This is a genomic window from Borborobacter xinjiangensis (assembly GCF_047739745.1).
Lineage (GTDB): Bacteria > Pseudomonadota > Alphaproteobacteria > Rhizobiales > Rhizobiaceae > Pseudaminobacter.
The window spans coordinates 27,378-50,351 of sequence record NZ_JBLLVA010000003.1 but is presented as its reverse complement, the minus strand read 5'-3'; the positions used below and the strand labels follow the sequence as shown (position 1 = coordinate 50,351).

The window sequence follows — 22,974 nt, the reverse complement described above, 5'->3', positions numbered from 1 at the left end:
CTACTGCGCAGGCGCGGCAAGCGGCGCCTGGACCGGCGAGATGAACGGCGCATTCCATGTGCCGCCGACGAAAAACCTCACCGGCGGCTGCGCGCCATTCAATTCCGCAGCCTCTTCGGGCGTCAGCAGGCCACCCGACAAGGCCAATCCGCGCCCGACATAGGGCACAATGCCATTCAGCCACAGTCTGCCTTGAGCGGTGCGTGCTTCGGCTTTCTCAATCCTTATGACGCCACGCGAGACACTGGCCTTGACCTCGGCGCCTTCAATCGGCAGCGACCCTTTCGCTACGTCGTCGAGCGCAAAGAAGCCACCGTCCGAACTGCGCTTGAGGAAGCTGGCGAGATCGAAATCCGATAGCGCGCCTTCGCCGAAATTCGCCGAGATCGATCCGTCCGCGTTCTCCAGAATGGAGTCCCAGGCCCGGCCGGCACCTTTCAGAATGATGGACACGGTGCCACGGCCGATAGGCACAAGCCGCGTCATGCCGGCTGCCGTTCCGAACGCGCCGCCATCGACATCGGATGCCAGCAACCGCATTTCAACCTGAGTGCCTTCCGGCTTGCGGTCGAAGCGGACGCCGGCCTGGATGTTGCCACCGAAAGCCGCGGCATCCGAAATGTCGAAGACCGAGAGCCCGCTCTTGACCTGAGCGGTTGCGGCGACGTCGGCCAAAGTGACCGAGCCTGCTGTTGCCTTGGCTGCCGATAGTCGAAGATCGAGGTTGAGCCGGTCCGAGAAAACCGGATCGATCTCAGTTGGGGCCGTCGGACTCCCTGGTGCCAGCGGCGTGAATGCCGCGAGGAAGGTCTTCAGGTCGAGCGTCTCGAACGCCAAGGTTCCCGAAAGCAGGGGCACGCCTTCACCGCGCGCGAGATCGAGCGTGCCCATGCCGGGGTTGTCGTCGAACATGATCTCGGCGTTCTCGAATTTCAGCCGTCGGGCATCTCCGGTCATATGGCCGGCTATCGACACCGAACCTATGGTGGTGCTTGAAGCCGTATCGGCGCGCGACCATTCCAGCATGCGCCTGAGCGAGGGAGACGCGAACTTGATCTTGCCGTCGAGATAAGGGTTTTCATCGGCCCTCACCAGGCCTTCGAACGAAGCAGTTGCCGGGGCTGAATTCATTGAGGCGGCAAGCGGTGCCTCGCCACCTGCAAACAGCGTCAGCGGCTTGGGCGATGAGACGTCGAGGGTTACCGATTCGCCGCGCCAGATTGCAGTAGCCTTCAGGGATGCCGCCTTGTTGAGCGTCGGCCAAGACAGTTTCCCGGCGATGCCTGTGATGATTTCCCGGTCCTTCGCGTCCGCGAATACGGTCAGACGGCCGTCGGTAACCTCGACACTGCCGAAACTATCGGACGAGATCCGAGCCGGGTCGGGCGCCTCCGGATTGGCAAGAATGGCCTCCCGCATTGCCTGAACAGCACGCGAGACGCGCCCGCCGCCGGATTTGGCCACCATGAGAGAGCCGTCCGCAGCCTTTTCGAGACGGAGTGTGGGGCGCACCAGCCTGGCGTTCGAGAACTCCACATCCCCCGAGAGTGCCGCGAAAGGTGATAGCCCGATTTCGAGACGCTCTGCCTCAATTACCGGCGGGTGATCGCTCTGGCCCCACGGCGAAAGCCTGACATTGGTAAGGATCGCCCGAAAATTCGGCCAGACCTGGATTTCGGGGGGCGCGCCGATGGTCACCTGATAGCCGCTCAACGAGCTCAACTCGTAAGCGATTCGATTGTGCACGATGCGGGTGGAAGCAAGCAGCGGCAAAGCCGACACGACCAGCGCCACCGCCAGAATGAGCGCGGCGAAGATCCAGATGCTGCGTCTGATCAGTGGAGATGGCATTTCGCCTCGTTCGTGCTGACCGATTGGCCAATTGCCGCCGCGCAAATCGACGCCACGTTGTCGGGTTTAGCGAACGCGCATGACATTTCAACCTTTATTGTCAGCGCAGTTGAGCGGCGTAGGGGATAGCATCTTGCCGTGATTCAAGGTGAAATGCACGACACCGACTTGCCGGAGGATGATGCCATGACCGATGCCGCTCCGCTCTGGACGCCTTCCGCCGAGCGGATCGCCGCCGCCCGGATGACGGCATTCATGGAGGCGGCTTCCCTTCGGGCCGGAAAACGCTTCGCCACCTATGGTGAGTTGCATAACTGGTCGGTCGAGGATCGCGAAGCCTTCTGGAATCTCGTTTGGGAGTTCTGCGGTGTAATTGGCGAGCGCGGAGAACAGGTGCTCGTCGATGGCGACAGGATGCCCGGCGCCACATTCTTCCCGCAGGCGCGGCTGAACTTCGCCGAGAACCTGCTGCGCCGGACGGGAAGCGCCGACGCTATCGTCTTCAAGGGCGAGGATAAGGTCGAACGTCGTCTGTCCTGGGACGAGTTGCACGCGCTTGTTTCGCGTCTCCAACAGCTTTTGCGAGCGCTTGGCGTCGGTCCGGGCGATCGGGTCGCGGCGATGATTCCCAATATGCCGGAGGCCGTCGCCGGCATGCTGGCGGCGGCCTCCCTCGGTGCTGTGTGGTCCTCCTGTTCGCCGGATTTCGGCGTGCAGGGCGTGCTCGACCGCTTCGGCCAGATCGAACCGGTCGTGTTCATCGCATCCCATGGTTATTTCTACAACGGCAAGGAGATCGACGTTTCGGCCAAGGTCGCGGAAGTGGCCGCCAAGCTCCCCTCCGCGCGCAAGGTGTTGATTGTCGACTATCTCGGCAAGGCAGGGGAGGTTGCCAGCGGCATCGAAAAGGCCGAGGCGCTTGCAGCGGCGCTGGCACCTTTCGGCGCGCGCCCCGTTACCTTCGAGCGCCTGCCATTTTCCCACCCCCTCTATATTCTCTATTCGTCCGGCACCACCGGCATCCCCAAATGCATCGTGCATTCGGCTGGCGGTACACTGCTCCAGCATGTGAAGGAACTTTGTCTTCACGCCGATGTCGGCGAGGGCGACCGTTTCTTCTACTTCACCACCTGCGGCTGGATGATGTGGAATTGGCTGGTCTCCGGACTTGCTGTCGGGGCGACGCTGCTTCTCTACGACGGATCGCCCTTCTATCCGGGCGGCAACGTGCTCTTCGACTTCGCCGACCGGGAGAGGATGACCTATTTCGGCACGTCGGCGAAGTTCATCGACTCGGTGCGCAAGGCTGGATTGCGCCCGATCGAATCCCACGATCTTTCAAGCGTGCGGACGCTGTCTTCGACCGGGTCGCCGCTCTCGCCCGAGTGCTTTGCCTTCGTCTATGACGGCATCAAAAAGGACGTTCACCTGGCTTCGATTTCAGGCGGAACCGATATCGTCTCCTGCTTCGTTTTAGGTGTGCCGATCGAGCCGGTCTGGATCGGCGAGATCCAGGCGGCCGGTCTCGGCATGGCCGTCGATGTATGGGACGACGATGGCAGGCCTGTCCGTCAGCAGAAGGGGGAGCTTGTCTGTACCCGCGCCTTTCCGTCGATGCCGATCGGATTCTGGAACGATCCGGATCGCGCCAAATACCACGCCGCCTATTTCGAGCGTTTCGACAACGTCTGGTGCCATGGCGACTTCGCCGAATGGACGGAGCATGGCGGCATCATCATTCATGGCCGCTCGGATGCCACGCTTAACCCAGGGGGCGTGCGCATCGGCACCGCCGAAATCTACAATCAGGTCGAGCAGATGCCGGAGATCCTCGAGGCGCTCTGTATCGGGCAGGATTGGGAGGGTGACGTGCGCGTGGTGCTGTTCGTGCGTCTGGCCGAGGGCGTAAGACTGGACGAAGCGCTGGAAAAGGCGATCAAGGCCAAAATCCGCAGCGGTGCAAGCCCCCGCCACGTGCCGGCCCGGATTGTCGCCGTTGCCGACATTCCCCGCACCAAATCCGGCAAGATCACCGAGATCGCTGTGCGCGACATCGTTCATGGCCGAGCAGTCAAGAACAAGGAAGCGCTGGCCAATCCGGAAGCGCTAGAGCTGTTCAGGGACCTTCCGGCGCTGAAGCGTTGATACGTCGCGCCCTGCGATCCGCCGCCACCCATCGGCCCGCGATTTCCGCGGCAGGCTACTCGCCGAGGTCCGCTCGAACATGCTTAATCAATGGTAATCGCGAAGTTTACCGAGGTTTCACAAGTGGTACACATTCGTAAATTTGATCGCATTCCGGTAAGGAATTATTAAGTCTTGGCCGCGATATTGGTCGCAACTTGAGGGAAATTCCCGGTTCGCACTTGCGGTGCCATTTCGCTCAAGCCCCGTTGTGACAAACGTTGAAATTCAGGCGTTCCTCTGGGAACGCCTTTTTTCTTGGATGCGCAACAGCCTATAGCGGCGTGCCTTCGCGGTCGCGTGCCAAGGCGCCCGAGAGCAGGATGACCGGCACCAGCGCGGTCAAAATGATAAGGATCGCCGCCACCGCCCCATCTTCCGGCACACCGCGCGAGGCGTTTTCGTAGACATAGGTCGCGAGCGTGTTGAAGCCGAACGGCCGAAGAAGGATCGTGGCCGAAAGCTCCTTGATCGTGTCGACGAACACCAGCACGGCGGCGGTGAAGATCGCCGGCTTCAAAAGCGGCAGCAGAATTTTAGCCGCGCTGCGGCCAGGCGTCTGGCCGAGGCTGCGCGCGGCCTCGTCAAGGTTTGGCGGCAGCTTTTCCATGCCCGAGCGAATGGCGCCTTCGGCCAGCGCCAGGAAACGGATCGAGCAGGCGATGATGACCGCGGCCGCCGAGCCGGTCAGCAATAGCCCGGTCGAAAATCCCCAATGTGCCCGCGCAAAACCATCGATGGCGTTGTCGAAGCGCGCCAGAGCAAACAGCAGCCCGAGACCGAGAATGCCGCCGGGAAGCGCGTAACCGACGGAGGCGAGCCGCACTGTCGCGGCGATCGACCGGGATTTGCAGAGCCGTACCGCGTTGATCAGGAAAAGCGCCAGCCCAACCGTGAGAACGGCAGTCACCATCGCCGTCATGACGCTGTGCAGGAAAGCGTCGCCGAGTTCTGGCGAGAGGAACTGGTCGGTTCGGCGCGAGGCATATTGGCCGAAGACGAACAGCGGGATGCCGAAACCGGTAAGCACGGGCAGGCCGGTGGCCAGCACGGCAATTGCTGCGCGCGGGCCCGTAAGTTTCACACGGGGAGGGCGCGCGCGCATATGAGTGGCGCGGCCGGTGTGGAAGCGCTGGCGGCGGCGCGCCCAGAGTTCGGCCGCTAGCAGGAGGAACACCAGAAGCAGCATCAAAAGGGCGATCTGTGCGCCGCCTTCCAGGCTGCCGCGATTGAGCCATGTTGCGTAGACGGAGAAGGTCAAAGTGCGGACGCCAAGATATTCGGCGGCACCAATGTCGTTGATTGTCTCCATCAACACCAGCGCGACGCCGGCCACGATGGCCGGACGCGCCACCGGCAGCAGCACGCGCCAGAATACTCTCGAAGGCGTGGCGCCAAGCGTTCGCGCCACGTCGGCGATGTTGCGGCCCTGCATCAGGAAAATGATTCGGGTGGTGAGATAGACGTAAGGATAGAGAACGCAGGACAGCACGAACGCTGTACCCGGCGTCGAGCGAATGTCGGGAAACCAGTAGTCGCGAATCGTATCGAAGCCGAAGATCGCCCGAACGAGGCTCTGCACCGGGCCGGTATAATGAAAGAATTCTCCGAAAGCATAGGCCGCGAGATAGGGTGGAACCGCAAGCGGCAACACCAGCGCCCAGGCAAAGCTCTTGCGGAACGGAAAGTCGAAGGTGACGACCAGCCAAGCACCGGTCACGCCGACGATTGAGGTCGCTGTCGCGACCAGCGCGAGGAGGTAGAGGGTGGTTACGCTGGAGCCCGGCAGTACGTTAGCGATGAGGTGCGGCCAGTCTTCGGCCGTGCCCGACAGCGCTACATAGGCGAGCGACAGGATCGGCAGGAGCACGCAGGCGCAGATCGCCAATGTGGCGACATGCGTGCTGGTATGACGGATTCGCTTGACGCGAAGCCGCCCCGGCTCCGCTGCCCGGTGCAGTCGCGCCTCGGATATGGATCGAATTCCGGACACTCAACTCGCCTCAAAAACGCAAAAAGCCGGCCCACCGGTCCGACTTTTCGCTTGGGAGGTTATTTCCGCCCTCAACTTGCGGGGCCGTCATCCAGGCCGACGCGGTCAACCATCTCGGAGGCCGCCTTGCGGTTCTTGGCGATCTCGACCAGCGGCAGCGTATCGGACTTCAGTTCGCCGAACGCCTTCACTGTTTCGGAAGGCTCAAGACCGGGTTCCACCGGATATTCGAAGTTCTTCTCGGCATAGACCTGCTGCGCCTTGTGGCTGGACAGGAACTGGATCAGCTTCACGCCATTTTCGCGGTTGGGGGCGTTCTTGGCGAGCGCGGCACCCGAAATGTTCACATGGGTGAGGCCATTCTCAAAGGTGGGGAAAAGCACGTTGATGCCGTTGCCCCACTCCTTCTCCTGCGAATCCTTTTCGTTGGTCCGCATCAAGCCGACATAGTAGGTGTTGCCGATGGCGATGTCGCATTCACCGGCGGCGATCGCCTTGGCCTGCGGCCGGTCGCCGCCCTCGGGCTTGCGTGCCAGATTGGCTTTCAGGCCCTTCATCCATTCTTCGGTCTTTTCCGGACCCCAATGCGCTATGGCGGCCCCAAACAGCGCCAGATTGTAGTCGTGCTGACCCGAACGCATGCAGATCTTGCCCTTCCACTTGGGGTCGGCGAGTTCGGCGTAAGTAATGGTGGTGTCCTTCACACGCTCCTTGGAGGCGTAGACGACACGCGCGCGCTTGGTGACGCCGAACCAGTGGCCCTCCGGATCGCGATACTCGGCAGGAAGATTGGCATTGACGGTCGCGTCGTCCAGCGCCTGCGTCACGCCCTTTTCCTTGGCGGTGGTCAGACGCGCGACGTCGACGGTCATGATCACGTCGGCCGGCGAATTCTGCCCTTCGGCCAGGATGCGTTCCTCCAGGCCCTTGTCGAGAAACAACACCTCCGTCTTGATGCCGGTTTCGGCGGTGAAGGCGTCGAGCACGGGCTGGATCAGCTCCGGCTGGCGGTAGGTGTAGATGTTGACGGTGCCGTCCGCGAGCGCGGAGCCGGCGAAAAGGGTGGCAAGCGCTAGAGCGGCGTATCCGGCCGCCTTCGACCGCGCGTTTCCGATTGTCATTGTTTCTCTCCAGACCAGAGGGGTTCAAGGCCCCGGGGGCATATGCTGGCCGCTGCACGGCAGGCCACTCATCTTTTGGGTCATTTGCCGCGGGAGGTCAATAGAAAGCCCAATAATTTCAATAGTTTAGAATTATTCTAAACTGGAGAGAACAAGACAGCTTTTCAATGGCTTGAGCTGTCGCGGCATGCCAAAAATGCTCTTGGCACTTAGGCTGAGTTCGCTCGACAGACGCGATTTAGTGGAGTGGTGAAGGTTCAGTCGGCCAGCACTCGGGTCGAGGGAAAGGCCACTTCCACCAGCGTGCCTTCGCCCGGCGTCGAGTTGATGACGAACTTCGCCCGATTGGCTTCAACCATCGCCTTGGTCAGCGGCAACCCCAGGCCGGTGCCGTCGCCACGTGCCCGTTTCAGCGAATTGATCTGCTTGAACGGCTTCAGGGCCTGCTCGATCTCGGCCTGCGTCATGCCGATGCCGGTATCGCGCACGCGCATGACCACGTCGCCGCTCGTCTCATATGCGGTCGACACAACCACTTGGCCGCCGGCTTGTGTGTAGCGAATGGCGTTGGACAAAACGTTGAGCGCGATTTGGCGTACGCTGCGAGGGTCGGCCACCACATCGGGCAGTTTCGAGGCAAGGCTCGAACGAATGATGACGCGCTCGCGGTTGGCCTGCGGCTGCATCATGGCGACCGTTTCGGCGAGCGTGTCGTTCAGCGACACCGCCTCGTAGGCCATTTCCTGCTGACCGGCCTCGATCTTGGAAATGTCCAGCAGATCGTTGACGAGGTCGAGCACATGATTGCCGGAGCGGTTGATGTCGCGCAGATAGTCGCGGTAGCGGTCGTTGGCGACCGGCCCGAACTTCTCATCGATCATAAGTTCCGAAAAGCCGATGATGGCGTTGAGCGGCGTGCGGATTTCATGGCTGATGCGCGCCAGGAAATCCGTCTTCTGCGAGGAGGCGCGCTCGGCGAGCATGCGCGCCTTGGTCAGTTCCTCCTCGGCGCGCTTCCACTGGGTTATGTCGCGCACGACAGCGCAGAAGCCGCTTTCGTTGGGCAGTCTGCCGATGGTCATGAACAGCGGTATGAAACGGCCCTGCGCCTCGCGGCCGATCACCTCGCGACCGTCGTTGAGCACGCTCGCCACACCGTGGTCGGTCAGGCCGTTCAGATAGTCGCTCGCTATCCCTTGGCTTTCCATCGCGAAAAGCGATGCGAAGGACTTGCCGGCAACCTCGTCGCTATCGAACCCGAAAAGCGCTTCGGCTGGCCGGCTGATCGAACGGATGGTTCCATCGCTGGCGATCAGCACGACGCCATCGGTTGCCGTGTCGATGATCGTGCGCATTTCGGCAACCTGCGCGCGCAGTTCTGCTTGCGCGGGTGACTGCAAATCGGCCGTCAAGGGCGGCGTTTCCAAATCTCCGGTACGCCTCACCACCAGCATCAGCGCCTTGCCGCCCTGCCAGGGCACGGAGCGCAGCAGCGCCTCAATCGGAAATTCCAGGCCGTCGCCGGTACGAAGGCGCAGCTCGCGCTCGGCCGCGGGAGTGTCCTCGTCGGCATAGCTCTCGGCAAACAAGGCGTCGAGCCCGCCGGCTTCGGTCAGATGCTCGACCGAGCGATAGGCGGTGAGCGTGAGGAATTCCTCGTTGGCATAGTGCAGAACATCGCCGGAATGGATCAGCACCGGCACCGGCAACCGCTCCAGAACCGACATGTCGGAGGTTGCCGCCGCTTCTCTCGGCTCCTCGGCGGGGGTTGTGAAGCCCTCGGCCATGCGCCGCAGCGGCGTTTCCGTCCTGGCGTTTCCGTTCGCCGGGGTGATGGTGACGTCCTGCGAAGGCAGGGAAGCGGACGGCCTTGCAGTCGGTGCCGTTTCCTGCTTCTGATCGGCAGGCGCCTGTGCGGCGTCGCTGTCGACCTCTTTATCCAGGCTATCTACGGCAGGCTGAGCTTGCTCTTCATCGCCGATATTGACCTTGCTATCGGCCTCGCTGGCGGGAGAGGCCGCAATATCGGGCATAGGCGGCAACGGTGCCGTGTCGGTGTCTGATGTGGCGATGTCTTCGGCCGGCGCTTCGGGAGGCGCGCCCTCGGCGCCTTCTCGCGCCTTGGCCGCCTCGCTCTCGCGCTTCAGGCGCTCGCCGATCTCCCGGAAAGCGCTGCGTTCGATCGTTGACAGGCCTTTTTCCGGCGCCGGCGGGCGGTGCTCCGCGAGCCGGATCACCTTGTCGGTGAAGCGGCGATCCGGCTGGGGCGCGATCGAAAGCGCCGGGACTTCGCCCTGGAAGGGGTCGCTCGGCTGAGGCGCCGTATCGGTAACTTCTTCGTCCGGCTCTACCTGCGGCTCGGCGGGGCTGGGCGGGCTCACCAGCACCAACCCGATCTTTTCGGGATCTTCCACGGCCTCTGCGACGCGCGCGACACCGAAGCCGCGAAAGCCTTCGAAATTGCGTTCGCGGCCGTAGACCGGCAGCGCCGCCAGATCGACCGGGATTTTCATGCCCGTGCCGGCCACCGGCCACAGGACCGACCGGCCGGACCATGTATCGCGCCGTTCAAGCAACTCGGAAATTTCGCCGGAAGGATCGAGACCGAAGGCATTGGCCACATCGCGGAAGCGCCTGCCGATGACGTCAGCGGCGTTGGCGCCGACGGCATCGACAAATTCATCGGAGATTTGGCTGAAATGGCCATCGGCGTCGGTTCGCCAGACGAAACGTACCGGCGCCGCATCGCGGTCCGGCATGACCGGCTCGCTCGGCGCCGGGTCTGGAGCCTGGCGCGCCGCCTCGCCGCTCGAGCTGAAGTACCAGGTGTCGTGCTCGCTCGATCCGGTGCCCGGACCGGCTGGAATATCCTCTGAAACCTCCGGCGACGAGGCATCGGCGACGTCGGGAATGGCGGTCGGCGGTGAATGGTCATGAGTCTCGACAGCGTTCTGCCCTACCAAGTCACCGTCGTCTTGCCGACGTTCATCGACCACCACGAGAAGATGCAGCGCCGGCTCGTCCACCAGCCGCGCCAGACCTGCCGGGAAGCGGTGATTTGCGCCGGCAATCATGCGCTTCACCAAGCGATCACGTTCGCCGCTTACCTCGCCCACGAGGCTTGCCAACGTCTGTTGGGAGATGCCGAGCCCGGCGAAACTCTCCGAGGCAACGCGGATTTCGCCGGCTGCTCCCACGAGAGCGGCGAAATGGCCGGGCTCGCTCAGCCCGCTGATTGCCAGCGCGGCACTGTCTGCCTGGCCGGCTTCCGCCGGTGCCGCGAGCAGAATTGCGGCTTCCCCATCCGGCAGTTTCAGCGCGCTGGCCAGAAAGGCCACTGCACGGCTAACCGCACCGGTCGCAAGCCGCACCAGAAGCCGCCGGTCGCGTCCGATTTCCGGAAAGCCGCTGGTCGCCATGATCTGGCGTTTTGCCGTAGAGCTCAGCATCGGCGAAGCGCCGATGATTGCCTCGATCTGCGAATAGCCGAGAAGTTGCGCACCCGGTCCGTTTGCCCAGATCACCTGATCGAGGTCCGCCGACAGGATCGCCATTGCATCGCCGTTGGCGAAGCGCTCTCGCACTTCGTCGAGCACGACGACATCAATGAACGAATACGAAGCTGACGGCATGAACTGACTGACCACCTTTGGCTGTCTGGAATCCGCGCGATTAACCGATTGTTAATAAAAGCCGGAGCGCCAAAGGTCCAGAAAACAGCGCGTTCCGGTCCCGGAAACTCGGCGTTTGGTTAACGCGACGACCGGTTTTTCTGGTGCGACGCACAATACATGTTGCAATGCACCATAAAACGCTGTACATCGGTTTTATAAATGAACGGGGCGGCCTTCCAACCGGGCTGTCCACTGCAAGGGATGTACTAATGTCCAAGACCGCAGCCAAGAATGAATTCGGTGAGAACGTGGAATTCCCGACCTTCGATGCCTCGAAAGCCACCGACCAGATTCGTGCTTTCGCCGAAAAGGGCGTCGAGCAGTCGAAGGAAGCCTATGCAAAGTTGAAGACCGGTGCCGAAGAGACCCAGAAGGCTCTTGAGTCGACCTTCGAGAGCGCCAAGACCGCTGGCAACGAGCTGTCGCTGAAGTCGATCGCGGCCCTTCGCGCCAATGCCGAAGCCGGTTTTTCGCATCTTGAAGCACTCGTCGGCGCCAAGTCGCTTTCCGAAGTGATCGAGCTGCAGAGCTCCTTCCTGCGTCAGCGCGTGGAAGTCGCTGTCGAGCAGGCCAAGGACTTCCAGGCCGTTTCCACCAAGGCTGCCGAGGACGTGACCAAGCCGTTCAAGAACGTCTTCGAAAAGGCGTTCAAGGAACTCAAGGTCGCCTGAACAGTTAGGCGTTAAGAAGTACCCGAAGGGCGGTCCTCCTCCCCTCCAAACTTCGGGCATAGCGGCCGGCATCTTCTCCCGCTGGCCATACAAGGAAAAGACCGGCTCCTCCTCCCGCCGGTCTTTTTCTTTTTTTCGGGTTGGTTCAAGGCGCTTTTCCGCCCGTGGCTAAATTGATTGCACCATCCGCGCCAGACGTCTTGAAATCTCTTCCGATTGTCCGTATTGGAGCGCTGCGCCAACATTGGCAGGCGCGGTTGTAGCTCAGTTGGTTAGAGCGCCGGATTGTGGATCCGGAGGTCGGTGGTTCGAGCCCACCCAACCGTACCACTTCTCCCATTCCTTCTTGAACAACGCTTGCCGCTTAGAACAGCGATCCTTGCGCGCCCGGGTCGTTGGATGCCGTATCCTTTCGGGGCTGCGTCGGCTTTGGCTGCGGCTTTGCTCGCGTCGCGGCAGAGCCAGCAACAGCTTCGACCATGCCGTCGGCAAAGCGCAGCGAAAGCGCTGCCTCAGGTTCGACCTCGGCCGCCCGCTTCACCAATGCGCCGCTTGTGTCCGACACAAGCACGAATCCGCGTTCCAGGATGGACTGGTGCGATAGTGTCGCAAGCAGGCGGTCGGCCTGCGTCAACCGGCTGCGAAGTCGGCCCATGCGCATTGTGGCGGCATGGTCCATCCGCCGCTCGGCGCTAACCAGTCTTTCGACGCAAAGCCTGTTGCGTCGAACCAAAGGTTCCGGGCCGATACGCTGGGCGGTGCGATCGAGCCGCGAGCGCCGTTCACGCAGCGCAGCGCGAAGCCCGGCGCAGGCCCGAGCGATGTCGCGCTCCGTCATTTTCCGGATTTCGCCAATGCGGCGGTCGAGCGTTGCCGGCGACAGGCGAATGGCCGCAAGCCGCGCCCGCTTGCGTTCGGTGCTGATGATCAGCGCGCGCGAAAGACGGCTCGTCACCTCGTCGAAATGGCGTCGCGGCAGCGCCAGAAGCTGGTCGGGCGAGGGGAGAGCTCGCCCTGCTGCCCGCAGAACCTGCCGCTTGCGGTCGAAATTGCGCGATGTGCAAGCACGCAGCCGCGCCGCCAGGCTGGCGAGGTTCGCTTCCAGATCGGCCTTGACCGGCACCGCGATTTCGGCGGCGCCCGTCGGGGTCGGTGCGCGCATATCCGCCACCAGATCGACGAGGGTCCAGTCTGTCTCGTGCCCGACCGCCGAGATCACCGGAATGCGCGAAGCTGCAACCGCGCGCGCCAGCGCTTCGTCGTTGAACCCCCAGAGGTCTTCGAGGCTGCCGCCGCCGCGTGCCACGATCAGCAGGTCGGGTCGGGCGATCGCACCGCCTACCGGCAGCGCGTTGAAGCCTTCCACAGCCGCCGTCACTTCCGCGCCGCAGGTCTCGCCCTGCACCCGCACCGGCCAGACCACGACATGTAGCGGAAACCGATCATTGATCCGATGGATGATGTCGCGGATCACCGCGCCGGTTGGCGAGGTGACGACGCCGATTACCGCCGGCATGAACGGCAGGCGCCGCTTGCGCGAGCTTTCGAACAGGCCCTCGGCGGCCAGTCGGCGCTTGCGTTCCTCCAGCAGCGCCATCAGCGCGCCGGCGCCGGCCGGTTCGAGATTGTCGATGACGATCTGATATTTGGATGAACCTGGATAGGTAGTCAGCCTGCCGGTGGCGATGACCTCCATGCCCTCTTCGGGACGGAATTTCAGCCGGCTCATCGTGCCTTTCCACACCACGGCCTCCAGCCGGGCGCGGTCATCCTTCAGGCAGAAATAGGCGTGGCCGGATGAATGCGGGCCGCGGTAGCCGGAGATTTCGCCGCGCACGCGCACATTGCCGAAAGCATCTTCCACGGTGCGCTTCAGCGCGCCGGAGATTTCGCTCACAGTGTATTCGGCCGCGTTGGTTCGTGATTCGGGCAGCAGGTCGCTCATCGTGCGATTGGGGCCTTTCCGTCGCTTCGGGTCAAGGGTTTCGGATCGTCATATCGGTTGCTTCAATGATTGGATAAGAAGAATTGGATAGACGTGGCAGGCCAGCGGCGACATAGGCGATGCTTCAAGAAGGGAGCGCTCCATGTCCGCGCAGACCGCCACCATGCCCGAACCGTCCGCCTCAAGTGAACGCGCCGACCGGCCGTTCCAGCCGCTGGACTACGGCCTCTATGCACTCACGGTCATTTCGTGGAGCGCGTCTTGGTTCGTCATCTCGTTGCAGGTCGGCGTCGTGTCCCCCGAAGTAAATCTCGTCTGGCGCTTCGGCATCGCCACGGTGCTGATGTTCGGGTGGGTGGCGTTCAGCGGCCGCCGGCTAAGGTTTTCCGCCGCCGATCATTTGCGGTTTGTCGCGCTCGGCATGCTGCTTTTCTCGACCAACTTCGTGTTTTTCTACTATGGCGCACTCTATCTGGTCAGCGGCCTGCTTTCGGTGGTGTTTTCGCTGGCCTCGGTCATCAACATGCTGCTTGGCGCCATCATCATGCGCGAACGTCCGTCGCCCCGCATTCTGGCCGGCGGGCTGACCGGCTTTGCCGGTATCGCGCTGATGTTCTTTCCGGAAATCGCCGCCCACGGCCTGTCGGGATCGACGATGATCGGTCTTGTGCTTTGCATCTGCGGCACACTGTGCTTCTGCACCGGAAACCTTGTCTCTGCCGCCAACCAGCGCCGTGGCCTGCCGCTGATCTCCACCAGCGCCTGGAGCATGCTCTATGGCACGCTGTTTTGCGCACTGCTCGCCTTGCTGTTCGGCAGGCCGTTCATCATGGAACCGACTGTCTCTTATGTCGGATCGCTGGTCTTCCTTGCGGTCGTTTCCACGGTGATGGCATTTGCCGCCTATCTCACCTTGCTCGGCCGCATCGGGGCTGCCCGCGCCGGATATGCCACGGTGATCTTCCCGATCTTCGCGCTGCTGATTTCGACGCTGCTCGAAGGGTATGTTTGGAGCATCTATGCGCTCGCCGGTCTGGTCCTGGTGGCTGCGGGCAATGTCCTGGTGATACGCGGCGGCCGTTGAGCTTCACCAGCCGGGCGCAACCAGGTTCGGCTTCGGCCGCCTGGTACGGATGCCGTTGAGCGCAGCCAGATCGAAGGGTCCGTTCTCCTCGCTCGCACGCATCGAAATGTTGTCGAGGCTTTCGGAAATATGCCGTGCCACCGCCTCGACGATCTCGGGACTGGCGGTGTGACCGCGCATGATGCCGATCTTGCAATCCGGCAGCGGGCCGAAGCCGTCTGCCTCGCCAAGAACGCGCATGCCCGGCCTCAGCGCACATTCCGGCAGCACCGAAATCGCCAGGCCCGACAATACGGCTGCCGCGATCACTGTTGCCGACCAGCTTGTGAACAGAATGCGATATTCGCGGTTCATTGCGTCGAGCACGTCGCAGGCCGAACGGCGCCAGATGCAGGTTGGCCGGCCGAAAGCCATCGGCAGCACCTCCTCCTCATGCGTGGGATGGGTGGCCGAGCTGACCCAAAGCAACGGCTCGCGCCGTACCAGTTCAGACTGGCTGGCAATGGCGTCGTGCGTTACCAGGGCGATATCGAGATTGCCGCGCCTGAGCTGCTCGACCAGGCCGGGCGTCGGCTCGCATGTCACCGTCAGCTCCACGCGTGGATTGGAGCGGGCGAAGCGCGCCATGATTTCCGGCAGGAAGCGGTCGGCATAATCGTCGGGCGTGCCGATGCGCACCGTGCCTTCCAGTTGCCGATCATCAAATGCGGCAAGCGTTTCGCGGCTGAGATGGATCATCCGCCGTGCATAGGAGAGCAGGCGCTCGCCCTCGTCGGTCAATCGGTTCCCCCGTCCATCCTTTTCGAACAGGTGCTTGCCGATGCGTTCCTCGAGCCTGCGCATCTGCATGGAAACGGCCGACTGCGTGCGGTGCACCCTTTCGGCCGCGCGGGTAAAACTCCCGGTATCGGCGATCATGACGAAGGTCTGCAGTTGATCGAGATCGAGCGGCGCGGCCATGGCGAAATCCATCATCATTTCTGATGCTAAAGATTAGAAACATTCGTTGGATTAATCAATACGCCGGTGGCAGAGTTCAGCATCGGTGCGGGCGGGCGCGCTGACGAGGAGAGATGAAATGACCACGATCGATCACGCAACGGGTGGGCTGTGCGCGACAACGCGTCCGACCGTCATGTCGCGCGTGATGAATACGGCGGTCAGCCTTTTCCGCGCCTGGAAACATCGCAGCCAATTCGATCGTCTTGGCGAAATGTCGGATGCGGAACTGGCCGATATCGGCCTGACGCGCAGCGATCTGCGTATTGCGAGCGATCTGCCCTTTGGCCTCGATCGAACCGCCCATCTGAACGCGATCGTCAGGAACCGCGTCGATGCGTGCGCCGCCTCAGGGTGCGCCGACTGAGTTTTGCAGGCTCTCCCACTCCCGCCGGAAATCCCCCCGGCCTGCCTGCACACCTGCCCGGTCCGAGAGGACCGGGCATTTTCATTCGCGGAGCGCTTTTAGCGCCGCCTGTCCATGCCTCTGGTGAACTGCTCGAAGATCGATTCGACACCCTTCTGGTATTCGTCGCGCTGCTTGGCGCCGGTTTCGAACATCTTGCCGAAGATGTCGTCATAGGGATTCTTTGGCTGGCCGCTCGACGTCGTTTCGCTTTCACGTTGCGGCTCGGAGTTCTCCTGCGGTGCCCGCCGGGCCTGCCCTCCGCCAAGCATCTCCTCGAAGATCTTGCCGAGCGGATTGTCTCCATAAGGATTTTGCCTCTGCTGTGTCTCCCTCTGCCGGGCGCCGCCGCCGAACATGCCTTCCAAGATCTGCCCCAGCGGGTTGTCGCTCGGATTGCCGGACTGCGGCGTCGGCTGCTGTGGCGTGGTGCCGCCCAATGCACCGCCCTGCCGCATCATCTGTTCGATGATTTCGCCAAGCGGATTGCCGCTGCCGCCAAAGCCGCTCGCCTGCAAGCGGTCCGTGGACTGCTTGAACAGTCCGCCCATGAGCATCGAGGCAAGGGCGGGCAGCATCTGCTTCAGCACATCCTGGCCGATGCCGGTTGCCTGCGCCGCCTGGTCCGCCACCGCCCGCGACAGTTCCTTCGAACCGAAAAGATGGCCGAGAATGCCGTTGCCTTCACTCATTCCCGCAGGGGAAAAGGCATTTGCGGGATTCTCGAAATATTTTGCGTGCTGGCCGCTGGCCATCGCTCTCATGAACGAACCGAGACCGTACGGGTCGGACGTGTTCTGCTTCAGGCCCTGTGAGAACGCCGGCATCAGCGCGTCGACAGCCGCCTGCGTCTGTTGCTGCGACAGGCCGAACTGCCGCGCCAGTGCCTCCATGCCATTGCCGTTCTGTGAATTCGCAAGCATGTCGAACAAGGGATGCATTCTTCGATCCTCCTCGGAAATCGGTAGGCCGCAGCAGCCTAGCTCAAAGCCGAGGATACGCCTATCGGCGTTTGCCTAATAGGCATACTCGAGAAAGACCGGCTCGATCGATCCGCCCCAGCGCGTGTGATAGGCGTTGAGCATCTCCTCGGCGCTCGTGGTGCCGCGCGACACGACCTCGTCGAGCGTCGAGAGGAACGTCGCCTCGTCAAAGCCGTCGCGATTCTTGCGGTCGCGATTCTTGAGCCCCTTGCGCGAAATCGCCAGGACCTCGCGGCCGAGCTCGCGCAAGGTGGTGTTGCGAAATGGCGCGTTGATGCCCTGGGCCGGGACCGCGGTGCGCATCGCCAGCACCTCCTCATAGGTCCAGTCGGCTGTCAGCGCCTCGGCGTCGTTCAGGGCCTCGGCGTCGTAAAGCAGGCCGACCCAGAGGGCCGGCAGCGCGCAGATGCGCCGCCATGGTCCGCCATCGGCACCGCGCATTTCCAGAAAGCGCTTGAGTCGGACATCCGGAAACAAGGTCGACAGGTGGTTCGCCCAGTCGCCCATCGTCGGCACGCCGTCCTTAAGGTCGTTGCGGGCCGCTCCGTCCATGAACTGGCGGAAGGTCATATGCGTCATGTCGTGGTACTGGCCGTCGCGAATTATGAAATACATCGGCACGTCGAGCGCCCAATCGACGTAGTCGGCGAAGCCAAACCGCGGTGAAAAGCAGAACGGCAGCAGGCCCGAGCGCTGGTTGTCGGTGTCGGCCCAGATGTCGCCACGCCAGCTCTGCAGCCCGTTGGGGCGGCCATCGGTGAAGGGGGAATTGGCGAATAGCGCCGTCGACAGCGGCTGCAGCTTCAAGGACACCTGCATCTTGCGCCGCATGTCTTCTTCGGAGGCGAAGTCGAGATTCACCTGTATGGTGCAGGTGCGATACATCATGTCGAGACCTTTCGTGCCGACCTTCGGCATGTAGTTCGTCATGATGGCATATCGCGACTTCGGCATGCGCGGCGTCTCGGCCAGGGTCCATTTCGGGCTGCCGCCGAGCCCGAGGAAGCGGATGCCGAGCGGCTCGGCGATCTCGCGCAACTGTGCCAGATGTGCGTTGCCCTCGCGGCAGGTCTGGTGAATGGTCTCGAGCGGTGCGCCGGACAGTTCGAACTGGCCACCGGGTTCCAGCGAGATCGCTCCCTGGCCGGTCGGTTCCACCAGCCCGATCACGCGGCCGGCGTCGAGGATCGGGTCCCAGCCCAGCGTCTTCTGCATGCCTTCAAGAAGCGCGCGGATGCCGCGCTCGCCGCCATAGGGAACCGGGCTATTTCCATCCACATAGAAGGGGAACTTTTCGTGCTCGGTGCCGATGCGCCATTTCTCGCGCGGCTTGTTGCCGGCCGAAAGATAAGCGACAAGTTCGTCCATTCCCTCGATCGGCCGGAAATCACTGGTGTCGCGCGCCATTTTTCATCCTCTTACCGCGCCGCGCTTCCGATTGGACGCGCAAGGAACGCCGTAGCATCTTGATCGACGCACAATCCGTTCCAAAAATCGATTCCGATTTTTGGCGACCTGCGCCAGCCCACTCCGGGCGCGCGCTTGATGGACGCAAATCATCCGCGCGATCAAGCGAAAAATCCTGACTCTTCATCAAGTCAAATTGTCTGCCAGTCGCCTATCGAGGCCTGGATCAGCGCAAGTGCGGCCACTGCCGCCGTATCGGCACGCAGGATGCGCGGCCCAAGCGGAATGGCGGTCACGAAGGGCAGGGCATGGAGCTGGCGCCGCTCGTCCTGCGAAAAGCCGCCCTCCGGCCCGATCAGCAGGCCGAGCCGGCGTTCCGCAACATCGCGCAAGACGGGCAGCGGGTTGTCGGTTTGCGCACTCTCATCGCAGAAGATCAGGCGTCGGTCGTGATCCCAGGAAGCAAGCAGCAGGTCGAGCTTCTGCGCCTCGCGCACTTCGGGCAAAGCCAGGATGCCGCACTGTTCGGCCGCCTCCACGACATTGGCGCGCAGCCGCTCGATGCCGGGCCTGGCGATCTGCGTGTGCTGGGTGATCACCGGCTGGAGCACGCCTGCGCCCATCTCGACCGCCTTCTGCACCAGATAGTCGAGCCGGCCCTGCTTAAGCGGCGCGAAACAGTAGATCAGGTCGGGATGCGCGGGCTGCTTCCGTGTCTCTTCAACCGCACGAAGTCGCACGCTTTTCTTGGCCTTGGCCTCGATACGCGCCAGCCATTCGCCGTCACGACCGTTGAACAGCAAAAGCTCTGCCCCTTCGCCGAGCCGCAGCACATGGCTGAGGTAATGGCTCTGTTCCGCGCTCGCCTCGATGGCGGCCCCGGAGCTGAGGTCCTGCGGCACGTAAAGCCGCTGCATCTTATAGTTCGCACGCATGGCTGGATGAATGCGGGAGCACGTATTCGCCGTCAAGTCTCGGCACTCGCATGCCAGACCGGCCTGTATCCGGCGCGCAGGACTTCCACCGTGGCGAGGGGTGTTACAAGCTCGAGCCGCTCCCTGCCCATCATTTGCGCCGGCTCGTAGCCCTCGAAACTCCAGGCCAGCAACGTGCCGCCACGCTTTGTGTGCGCCTTGCCATCCATCGCCACCATGGCACCATCCGGCAAGCCGTTGAGCTGGCGCTCGTCGATCACGACATACCGCCCGCCGGCCGCCCGCCTTTGGCCGTGCAGCATGGCATCGATCGCCGGTGCTCTCGGCTTCGCGATGCCGAACGCGTCACCGAAGCAGGCGGCATACGCCTTCGCCTCTTCGCGCCGGCAGTAGAAGCAGGGGCGATGGCCTGCCGCCAGCGCCGTCACCTCGTCGAGAAAGAACAGCTCGGTCCAGCCGGCGCGGCCGCTCGGACTGTTTCGCCCCATCACCTCGCGCCGTCTGCGACGAAATTCGCACAGACAGATGATCCACGCCTTGGTGGTCCAGCGCCGCTTCAGCAGGCTGCGCGTCATCGGATCGTGGATGACGCCACGATTGCCGGTGAACATGCCGCGCGCCGTCACCGCATGAATGTCGCCGAAAGGATCGACGCGGTTTTGCAGTGGCATGCTGGCTCCCCCTTCTTCGATGCAGCGGCGCATGCTATCGGGCCTTTCGATTCTGTCATACGGGGGCGGCTTTTCATGCGGGTGCTGGTTGTTCAGAATTTCGACAAGGCTGAACTCGGGCAAGTGGGCGATGCGTTGGCCGAGGCGGGCGCCGAGATCGATATTCGCAAGGCGCATCTGGGCGATCCCCTGCCTGCAGATGCCAGCGAACACGACGCACTCGTGGTGCTGGGCGGCGGGCAGAACGCGCTGGCCGATGAGGAGTTTCCTTACATTCCAAGCATTCTCAGCCTGATGCGCGACTTCGAGGCGAAGGACCGCGCGGTGCTGGGCATCTGCCTGGGCGGTCAGCTTCTGGCGCGTGCCTTCGGCGGCGAAAATCTGATCGGCACTTCGCCGGAATTCGGCTGGCGGCAAATCTCGCGCACCGATGCCGCCGCTGACGACGCGGTGCTCGGCGTCTTGCCCGAAACATTCCTCGCGTTTCAGGTGCACGACGACACCTTTACACTACCGAAGGGCGCGGTGCATCTCTGCACCACTCCCGCGACGCGCAATCAAGCCTTTCGCGTCGGTCGTGCCGCCTATGGCTTCCAGTTCCATTTCGAGGCAGACCTTCCGCTTGTGCGGCAGTGGAATGCCGCTTTTCCGGAGCTGATGCTCAAACACCGGCCGGATTGGTTCGACAGTTTCGACGATGAAGCCGCCGCGCACAGCCGCCAGGCCGACGAAGCGGGGCTCGCGCTCGCCCGCGCCTGGGTCGCCACGATCTGACGCCGCCCGCCCTCATCGTGGCAAAAATGGCACGTTGAGGAATTTCCACAGGCGCCGATAGAGCAGGCGCTGGCGCGGCCGCGGCGCCAGGCTTAGAAGGTCGCCGTCTCCCTTGCAGATGACTTGCTTGCCAAGCGGTTCCCGACAGCGAACGCAACGCAATTGTAATGTTTTTGATGGCGAAATGCCGAAAGTTCCAACCGAGATGACTGCCTTGAAAGCCGCGCTTCTATCCTTCGCCATGCTCTCCGCCATCGCGCTCGGCGGGTTTGGCATCTATGCCGCCGATGCGGCAGGCGATCATCTTGTCGTTGATGGTTACGGCGTCACCGCCGCGCATTACTGACTTATCCACTCACCGACAGGATACGTTTCTCCGCGCCGTCCACGACGCGCGCGGTGAGCACGCCTGACTTGCAGGCGTAGGTATCGACGTTGACCCGATTGGAGCGGATTTCCGCTTCGGGCGAGGGCGTGTGGCCATGCACCACCACCTTCGGATGCAAACCGGTGTGATCAAGGAACTCGTCGCGAATCCAGGTCAGATCACGGCTGTCCTGCATTTCCAGCGGCACCCCCGGCCGTGCGCCGGCATGACAGAAGAAGAAATCGCCGAAGCTCTCGCAGAGGCCCAGCCCCTGCAGGAACGTGACGTGCCCCTGCGGCACCGCGCGGCTCAACGCGGCGTGGCCGATCGCCAGTGCCGCCGGAGCGTTGAAATCAAGCTGCACCCCGTAGGAGAGGGCCGTTTCAACGCCGCCATAGCGCGCGAACAAGCCGTGCGGGGATGGGTATGCAAGGAATTCGAGAAAGCCGATGTCGTGGTTGCCGGCCAATGCGATCATCCGGCGGTCCTCGTGCACTGCGGCGATCAGGAGGTCGAGCACGCCTTTCGGGTCCGGCCCGCGATCGACATAGTCGCCGAGATGAATGACGCGCCAATCGTCCGGCCGGTCACATGAAAGCTCTTGCCTGATTCGGGCATGCATCATCTCCAGCAGGTCGAGGCGGCCATGCACGTCACCGATGGCGTAAAGGCGCATCCCGGCAGGGCCGCTCGCGTTCTGGAAATGAATGCCTTCCGCCACGATCAGCCTCCGCCGATGGTGTGGCTGCGTTTGAGCGGGATCAGCGATAGAGCAAGTCGCTGCCGAGCTCACTGATGTTACGCTTGCCACAAAGCGCCATGGTGATGTCCAGCTCCCGGGCGATGATGTCGAGCGTCAGCTTCACGCCGTCCTTGCCCAGTGCTCCCAGCCCATACAAGAACGGACGCCCGATATAGGTTCCCTTGGCGCCGAGGCAGAGCGCCTTCAGCACATCCTGGCCGGAACGGATTCCGCCATCCAGGTGAATTTCGATGCGGTCGCCGACCGCTTCGACGATTTCCGGCAGCACCGAAATCGATGACGGCGCGCCATCGAGCTGACGGCCGCCATGATTGGAAACGATGATCGCGTCGGCTCCGGCTTCGGCCGCCATGAGGGCATCTTCCTTGTCGAGAACTCCCTTCAGGATCAGTTTGCCGCCCCAGAGCTCCTTGATCCACGCGACGTCCCTCCAGGACAATTTCGGGTCGAACTGTTCGGCCGTCCACGCCGACAGCGAAGACAGATCGGCGACGCCCTTGACGTGCCCGACGATGTTACGGAATGCCCGCCGCTTGGTGCCCATCATGCCGAGGCACCAGCCCGGCCGGGTCGCCATCTGATAGATGTGCTTGGGCGTGAATTTGGGCGGGGCAGACAGCCCGTTGCGAATATCCTTGTGACGCTGACCGAGAATCTGCAGGTCCAGCGTTAGCACCAGGGCTGAACAATTTGCAGCCTTTGCCCTTTCGATCAGGCTGGCGACGAAAGCCCGGTCGCGCATGACATAGAGCTGAAACCAGAACGGTTTCGTGGTCGATTCGGCGACGTCTTCGATGGAGCAGATGCTCATGGTCGACAGCGTGAAGGGAACGCCGAACTGCTCTGCCGCCTGCGCGGCAAGAATTTCGCCATCCGCATGCTGCATTCCGGTCAGTCCGGTCGGCGCCAATGCCACCGGCATCGCTACTTTCTGGCCGATCATGGTGCTTTCCAGCGAACGGCCGGTCATGTCCACCAGCACGCGCTGCCGAAGCTTGATCTTGCGGAAATCCTCCTCGTTCGCCCGATAGGTGCTTTCCGTCCATGAGCCGGAGTCGGCATAGTCGAAGAACATCTTCGGCACACGCCGCCGGGCGAGTTCCTTGAGGTCGTTGATCTCAACGATTTCGGTCATCAAATTCCCCA

General features: G+C 62.5%; 18 protein-coding genes and 1 tRNA gene. 7 read left to right on the top strand and 12 right to left on the bottom strand.

The window, feature by feature from the left end:
• Positions 1-1,851, bottom strand: coding sequence for an AsmA family protein (locus tag ACLKMW_RS04730; protein WP_415723242.1), 1,851 nt, complete (start codon positions 1,849-1,851; stop codon positions 1-3).
• A 186-nt stretch (positions 1,852-2,037) separates the two neighbouring features.
• Between ACLKMW_RS04730 and ACLKMW_RS04725 the strand changes: the two genes are divergently transcribed.
• Entirely contained in the window at positions 2,038-3,996 is a 1,959-nt protein-coding gene (locus tag ACLKMW_RS04725; RefSeq protein ID WP_415723241.1) for an acetoacetate--CoA ligase, read from the top strand.
• Positions 3,997-4,309: 313 nt separating this feature from the next.
• On the opposite strand, the gene ACLKMW_RS04720 is transcribed toward ACLKMW_RS04725, so the two are convergent.
• The 3 genes from ACLKMW_RS04720 to ACLKMW_RS04710 all read right to left on the bottom strand — a co-directional run bounded on the left by ACLKMW_RS04720 (position 4,310) and on the right by ACLKMW_RS04710 (position 10,781).
• Positions 4,310-6,019, bottom strand: coding sequence for an ABC transporter permease (locus ACLKMW_RS04720; RefSeq protein ID WP_415723603.1), 1,710 nt, complete (start codon positions 6,017-6,019; stop codon positions 4,310-4,312).
• A gap of 80 nt (positions 6,020-6,099) precedes the next feature.
• Positions 6,100-7,149, bottom strand: a complete 1,050-nt coding sequence (locus tag ACLKMW_RS04715; protein ID WP_415723240.1) for a Fe(3+) ABC transporter substrate-binding protein — start codon at positions 7,147-7,149, stop codon at positions 6,100-6,102.
• 257 nt (positions 7,150-7,406) lie between these two features.
• Positions 7,407-10,781: a PAS domain S-box protein gene (locus tag ACLKMW_RS04710; RefSeq protein ID WP_415723239.1), complete on the bottom strand. Its 3,375-nt coding sequence runs from the start codon at positions 10,779-10,781 to the stop codon at positions 7,407-7,409.
• 251 nt (positions 10,782-11,032) lie between these two features.
• Between ACLKMW_RS04710 and ACLKMW_RS04705 the strand changes: the two genes are divergently transcribed.
• Entirely contained in the window at positions 11,033-11,494 is a 462-nt protein-coding gene (locus ACLKMW_RS04705; RefSeq protein WP_415723238.1) for a phasin, read from the top strand.
• A gap of 253 nt (positions 11,495-11,747) precedes the next feature.
• Positions 11,748-11,824, top strand: a tRNA-His gene (locus tag ACLKMW_RS04700).
• A gap of 34 nt (positions 11,825-11,858) precedes the next feature.
• Here ACLKMW_RS04700 and xseA read toward each other — a convergent pair.
• On the bottom strand, positions 11,859-13,439 hold the full coding sequence (gene xseA, locus ACLKMW_RS04695; RefSeq protein WP_415723237.1) for an exodeoxyribonuclease VII large subunit: 1,581 nt from the start codon (positions 13,437-13,439) through the stop codon (positions 11,859-11,861).
• Positions 13,440-13,581: 142 nt separating this feature from the next.
• On the opposite strand from xseA, the gene ACLKMW_RS04690 reads away from it, so the two are divergent.
• The gene (locus ACLKMW_RS04690; protein ID WP_415723236.1) at positions 13,582-14,523 is read left to right on the top strand and encodes a DMT family transporter; all 942 of its coding nucleotides are present in this window, start codon (positions 13,582-13,584) and stop codon (positions 14,521-14,523) included.
• Positions 14,524-14,526: 3 nt separating this feature from the next.
• On the opposite strand, the gene ACLKMW_RS04685 is transcribed toward ACLKMW_RS04690, so the two are convergent.
• A complete protein-coding gene (locus ACLKMW_RS04685; RefSeq protein ID WP_415723235.1) occupies positions 14,527-15,483 on the bottom strand; it encodes a LysR substrate-binding domain-containing protein in 957 nt (318 codons plus the stop codon).
• Positions 15,484-15,601: 118 nt separating this feature from the next.
• On the opposite strand from ACLKMW_RS04685, the gene ACLKMW_RS04680 reads away from it, so the two are divergent.
• Positions 15,602-15,889: a DUF1127 domain-containing protein gene (locus ACLKMW_RS04680; RefSeq protein ID WP_415723234.1), complete on the top strand. Its 288-nt coding sequence runs from the start codon at positions 15,602-15,604 to the stop codon at positions 15,887-15,889.
• A gap of 98 nt (positions 15,890-15,987) precedes the next feature.
• On the opposite strand, the gene ACLKMW_RS04675 is transcribed toward ACLKMW_RS04680, so the two are convergent.
• The 4 genes from ACLKMW_RS04675 to ACLKMW_RS04660 all read right to left on the bottom strand — a co-directional run bounded on the left by ACLKMW_RS04675 (position 15,988) and on the right by ACLKMW_RS04660 (position 19,924).
• Complete coding sequence (locus tag ACLKMW_RS04675; RefSeq protein ID WP_415723233.1) at positions 15,988-16,869, bottom strand: DUF937 domain-containing protein; 882 nt, start codon at positions 16,867-16,869, stop codon at positions 15,988-15,990.
• Between the two features lie 75 nt (positions 16,870-16,944).
• The gene (locus ACLKMW_RS04670; protein ID WP_415723232.1) at positions 16,945-18,318 is read right to left on the bottom strand and encodes a glutamate--cysteine ligase; all 1,374 of its coding nucleotides are present in this window, start codon (positions 18,316-18,318) and stop codon (positions 16,945-16,947) included.
• 191 nt (positions 18,319-18,509) lie between these two features.
• Entirely contained in the window at positions 18,510-19,253 is a 744-nt protein-coding gene (locus tag ACLKMW_RS04665; protein WP_415723231.1) for a 16S rRNA (uracil(1498)-N(3))-methyltransferase, read from the bottom strand.
• A 32-nt stretch (positions 19,254-19,285) separates the two neighbouring features.
• Complete coding sequence (locus ACLKMW_RS04660; protein ID WP_415723230.1) at positions 19,286-19,924, bottom strand: hypothetical protein; 639 nt, start codon at positions 19,922-19,924, stop codon at positions 19,286-19,288.
• Between the two features lie 75 nt (positions 19,925-19,999).
• Between ACLKMW_RS04660 and ACLKMW_RS04655 the strand changes: the two genes are divergently transcribed.
• Positions 20,000-20,698 (top strand): type 1 glutamine amidotransferase, encoded by a 699-nt coding sequence (locus tag ACLKMW_RS04655; RefSeq protein WP_415723229.1) that lies wholly within the window; start codon positions 20,000-20,002, stop codon positions 20,696-20,698.
• Positions 20,699-20,882: 184 nt separating this feature from the next.
• Positions 20,883-21,044, top strand: coding sequence for a hypothetical protein (locus ACLKMW_RS04650; RefSeq protein ID WP_415723228.1), 162 nt, complete (start codon positions 20,883-20,885; stop codon positions 21,042-21,044).
• A gap of 1 nt (position 21,045) precedes the next feature.
• Here ACLKMW_RS04650 and ACLKMW_RS04645 read toward each other — a convergent pair whose 3' ends face one another.
• Positions 21,046-21,789, bottom strand: a complete 744-nt coding sequence (locus ACLKMW_RS04645; RefSeq protein ID WP_415723602.1) for a metallophosphoesterase — start codon at positions 21,787-21,789, stop codon at positions 21,046-21,048.
• 37 nt (positions 21,790-21,826) lie between these two features.
• Positions 21,827-22,963: an alpha-hydroxy acid oxidase gene (locus ACLKMW_RS04640; RefSeq protein WP_415723227.1), complete on the bottom strand. Its 1,137-nt coding sequence runs from the start codon at positions 22,961-22,963 to the stop codon at positions 21,827-21,829.
• Between the last annotated feature and the right edge of the window lie 11 nt (positions 22,964-22,974).

Bases quoted from the DNA above. Each gene is read 5' to 3' on its own strand.
- ACLKMW_RS04730 (WP_415723242.1), bottom strand. From the start codon at position 1,851: ATGCCATCTCCACTGATCAGACGCAGCATCTGGATCTTCGCCGCGCTC.
- ACLKMW_RS04725 (WP_415723241.1), top strand. From the start codon at position 2,038: ATGACCGATGCCGCTCCGCTCTGGACGCCTTCCGCCGAGCGGATCGCC.
- ACLKMW_RS04715 (WP_415723240.1), bottom strand. From the start codon at position 7,149: ATGACAATCGGAAACGCGCGGTCGAAGGCGGCCGGATACGCCGCTCTA.
- ACLKMW_RS04710 (WP_415723239.1), bottom strand. From the start codon at position 10,781: ATGCCGTCAGCTTCGTATTCGTTCATTGATGTCGTCGTGCTCGACGAA.
- ACLKMW_RS04705 (WP_415723238.1), top strand. From the start codon at position 11,033: ATGTCCAAGACCGCAGCCAAGAATGAATTCGGTGAGAACGTGGAATTC.
- xseA (WP_415723237.1), bottom strand. From the start codon at position 13,439: ATGAGCGACCTGCTGCCCGAATCACGAACCAACGCGGCCGAATACACT.
- ACLKMW_RS04690 (WP_415723236.1), top strand. From the start codon at position 13,582: ATGTCCGCGCAGACCGCCACCATGCCCGAACCGTCCGCCTCAAGTGAA.
- ACLKMW_RS04685 (WP_415723235.1), bottom strand. From the start codon at position 15,483: ATGGCCGCGCCGCTCGATCTCGATCAACTGCAGACCTTCGTCATGATC.
- ACLKMW_RS04680 (WP_415723234.1), top strand. From the start codon at position 15,602: ATGACCACGATCGATCACGCAACGGGTGGGCTGTGCGCGACAACGCGT.
- ACLKMW_RS04675 (WP_415723233.1), bottom strand. From the start codon at position 16,869: ATGCATCCCTTGTTCGACATGCTTGCGAATTCACAGAACGGCAATGGC.
- ACLKMW_RS04670 (WP_415723232.1), bottom strand. From the start codon at position 18,318: ATGGCGCGCGACACCAGTGATTTCCGGCCGATCGAGGGAATGGACGAA.
- ACLKMW_RS04665 (WP_415723231.1), bottom strand. From the start codon at position 19,253: ATGCGTGCGAACTATAAGATGCAGCGGCTTTACGTGCCGCAGGACCTC.
- ACLKMW_RS04660 (WP_415723230.1), bottom strand. From the start codon at position 19,924: ATGCCACTGCAAAACCGCGTCGATCCTTTCGGCGACATTCATGCGGTG.
- ACLKMW_RS04655 (WP_415723229.1), top strand. From the start codon at position 20,000: ATGCGGGTGCTGGTTGTTCAGAATTTCGACAAGGCTGAACTCGGGCAA.
- ACLKMW_RS04650 (WP_415723228.1), top strand. From the start codon at position 20,883: ATGCCGAAAGTTCCAACCGAGATGACTGCCTTGAAAGCCGCGCTTCTA.
- ACLKMW_RS04640 (WP_415723227.1), bottom strand. From the start codon at position 22,963: ATGACCGAAATCGTTGAGATCAACGACCTCAAGGAACTCGCCCGGCGG.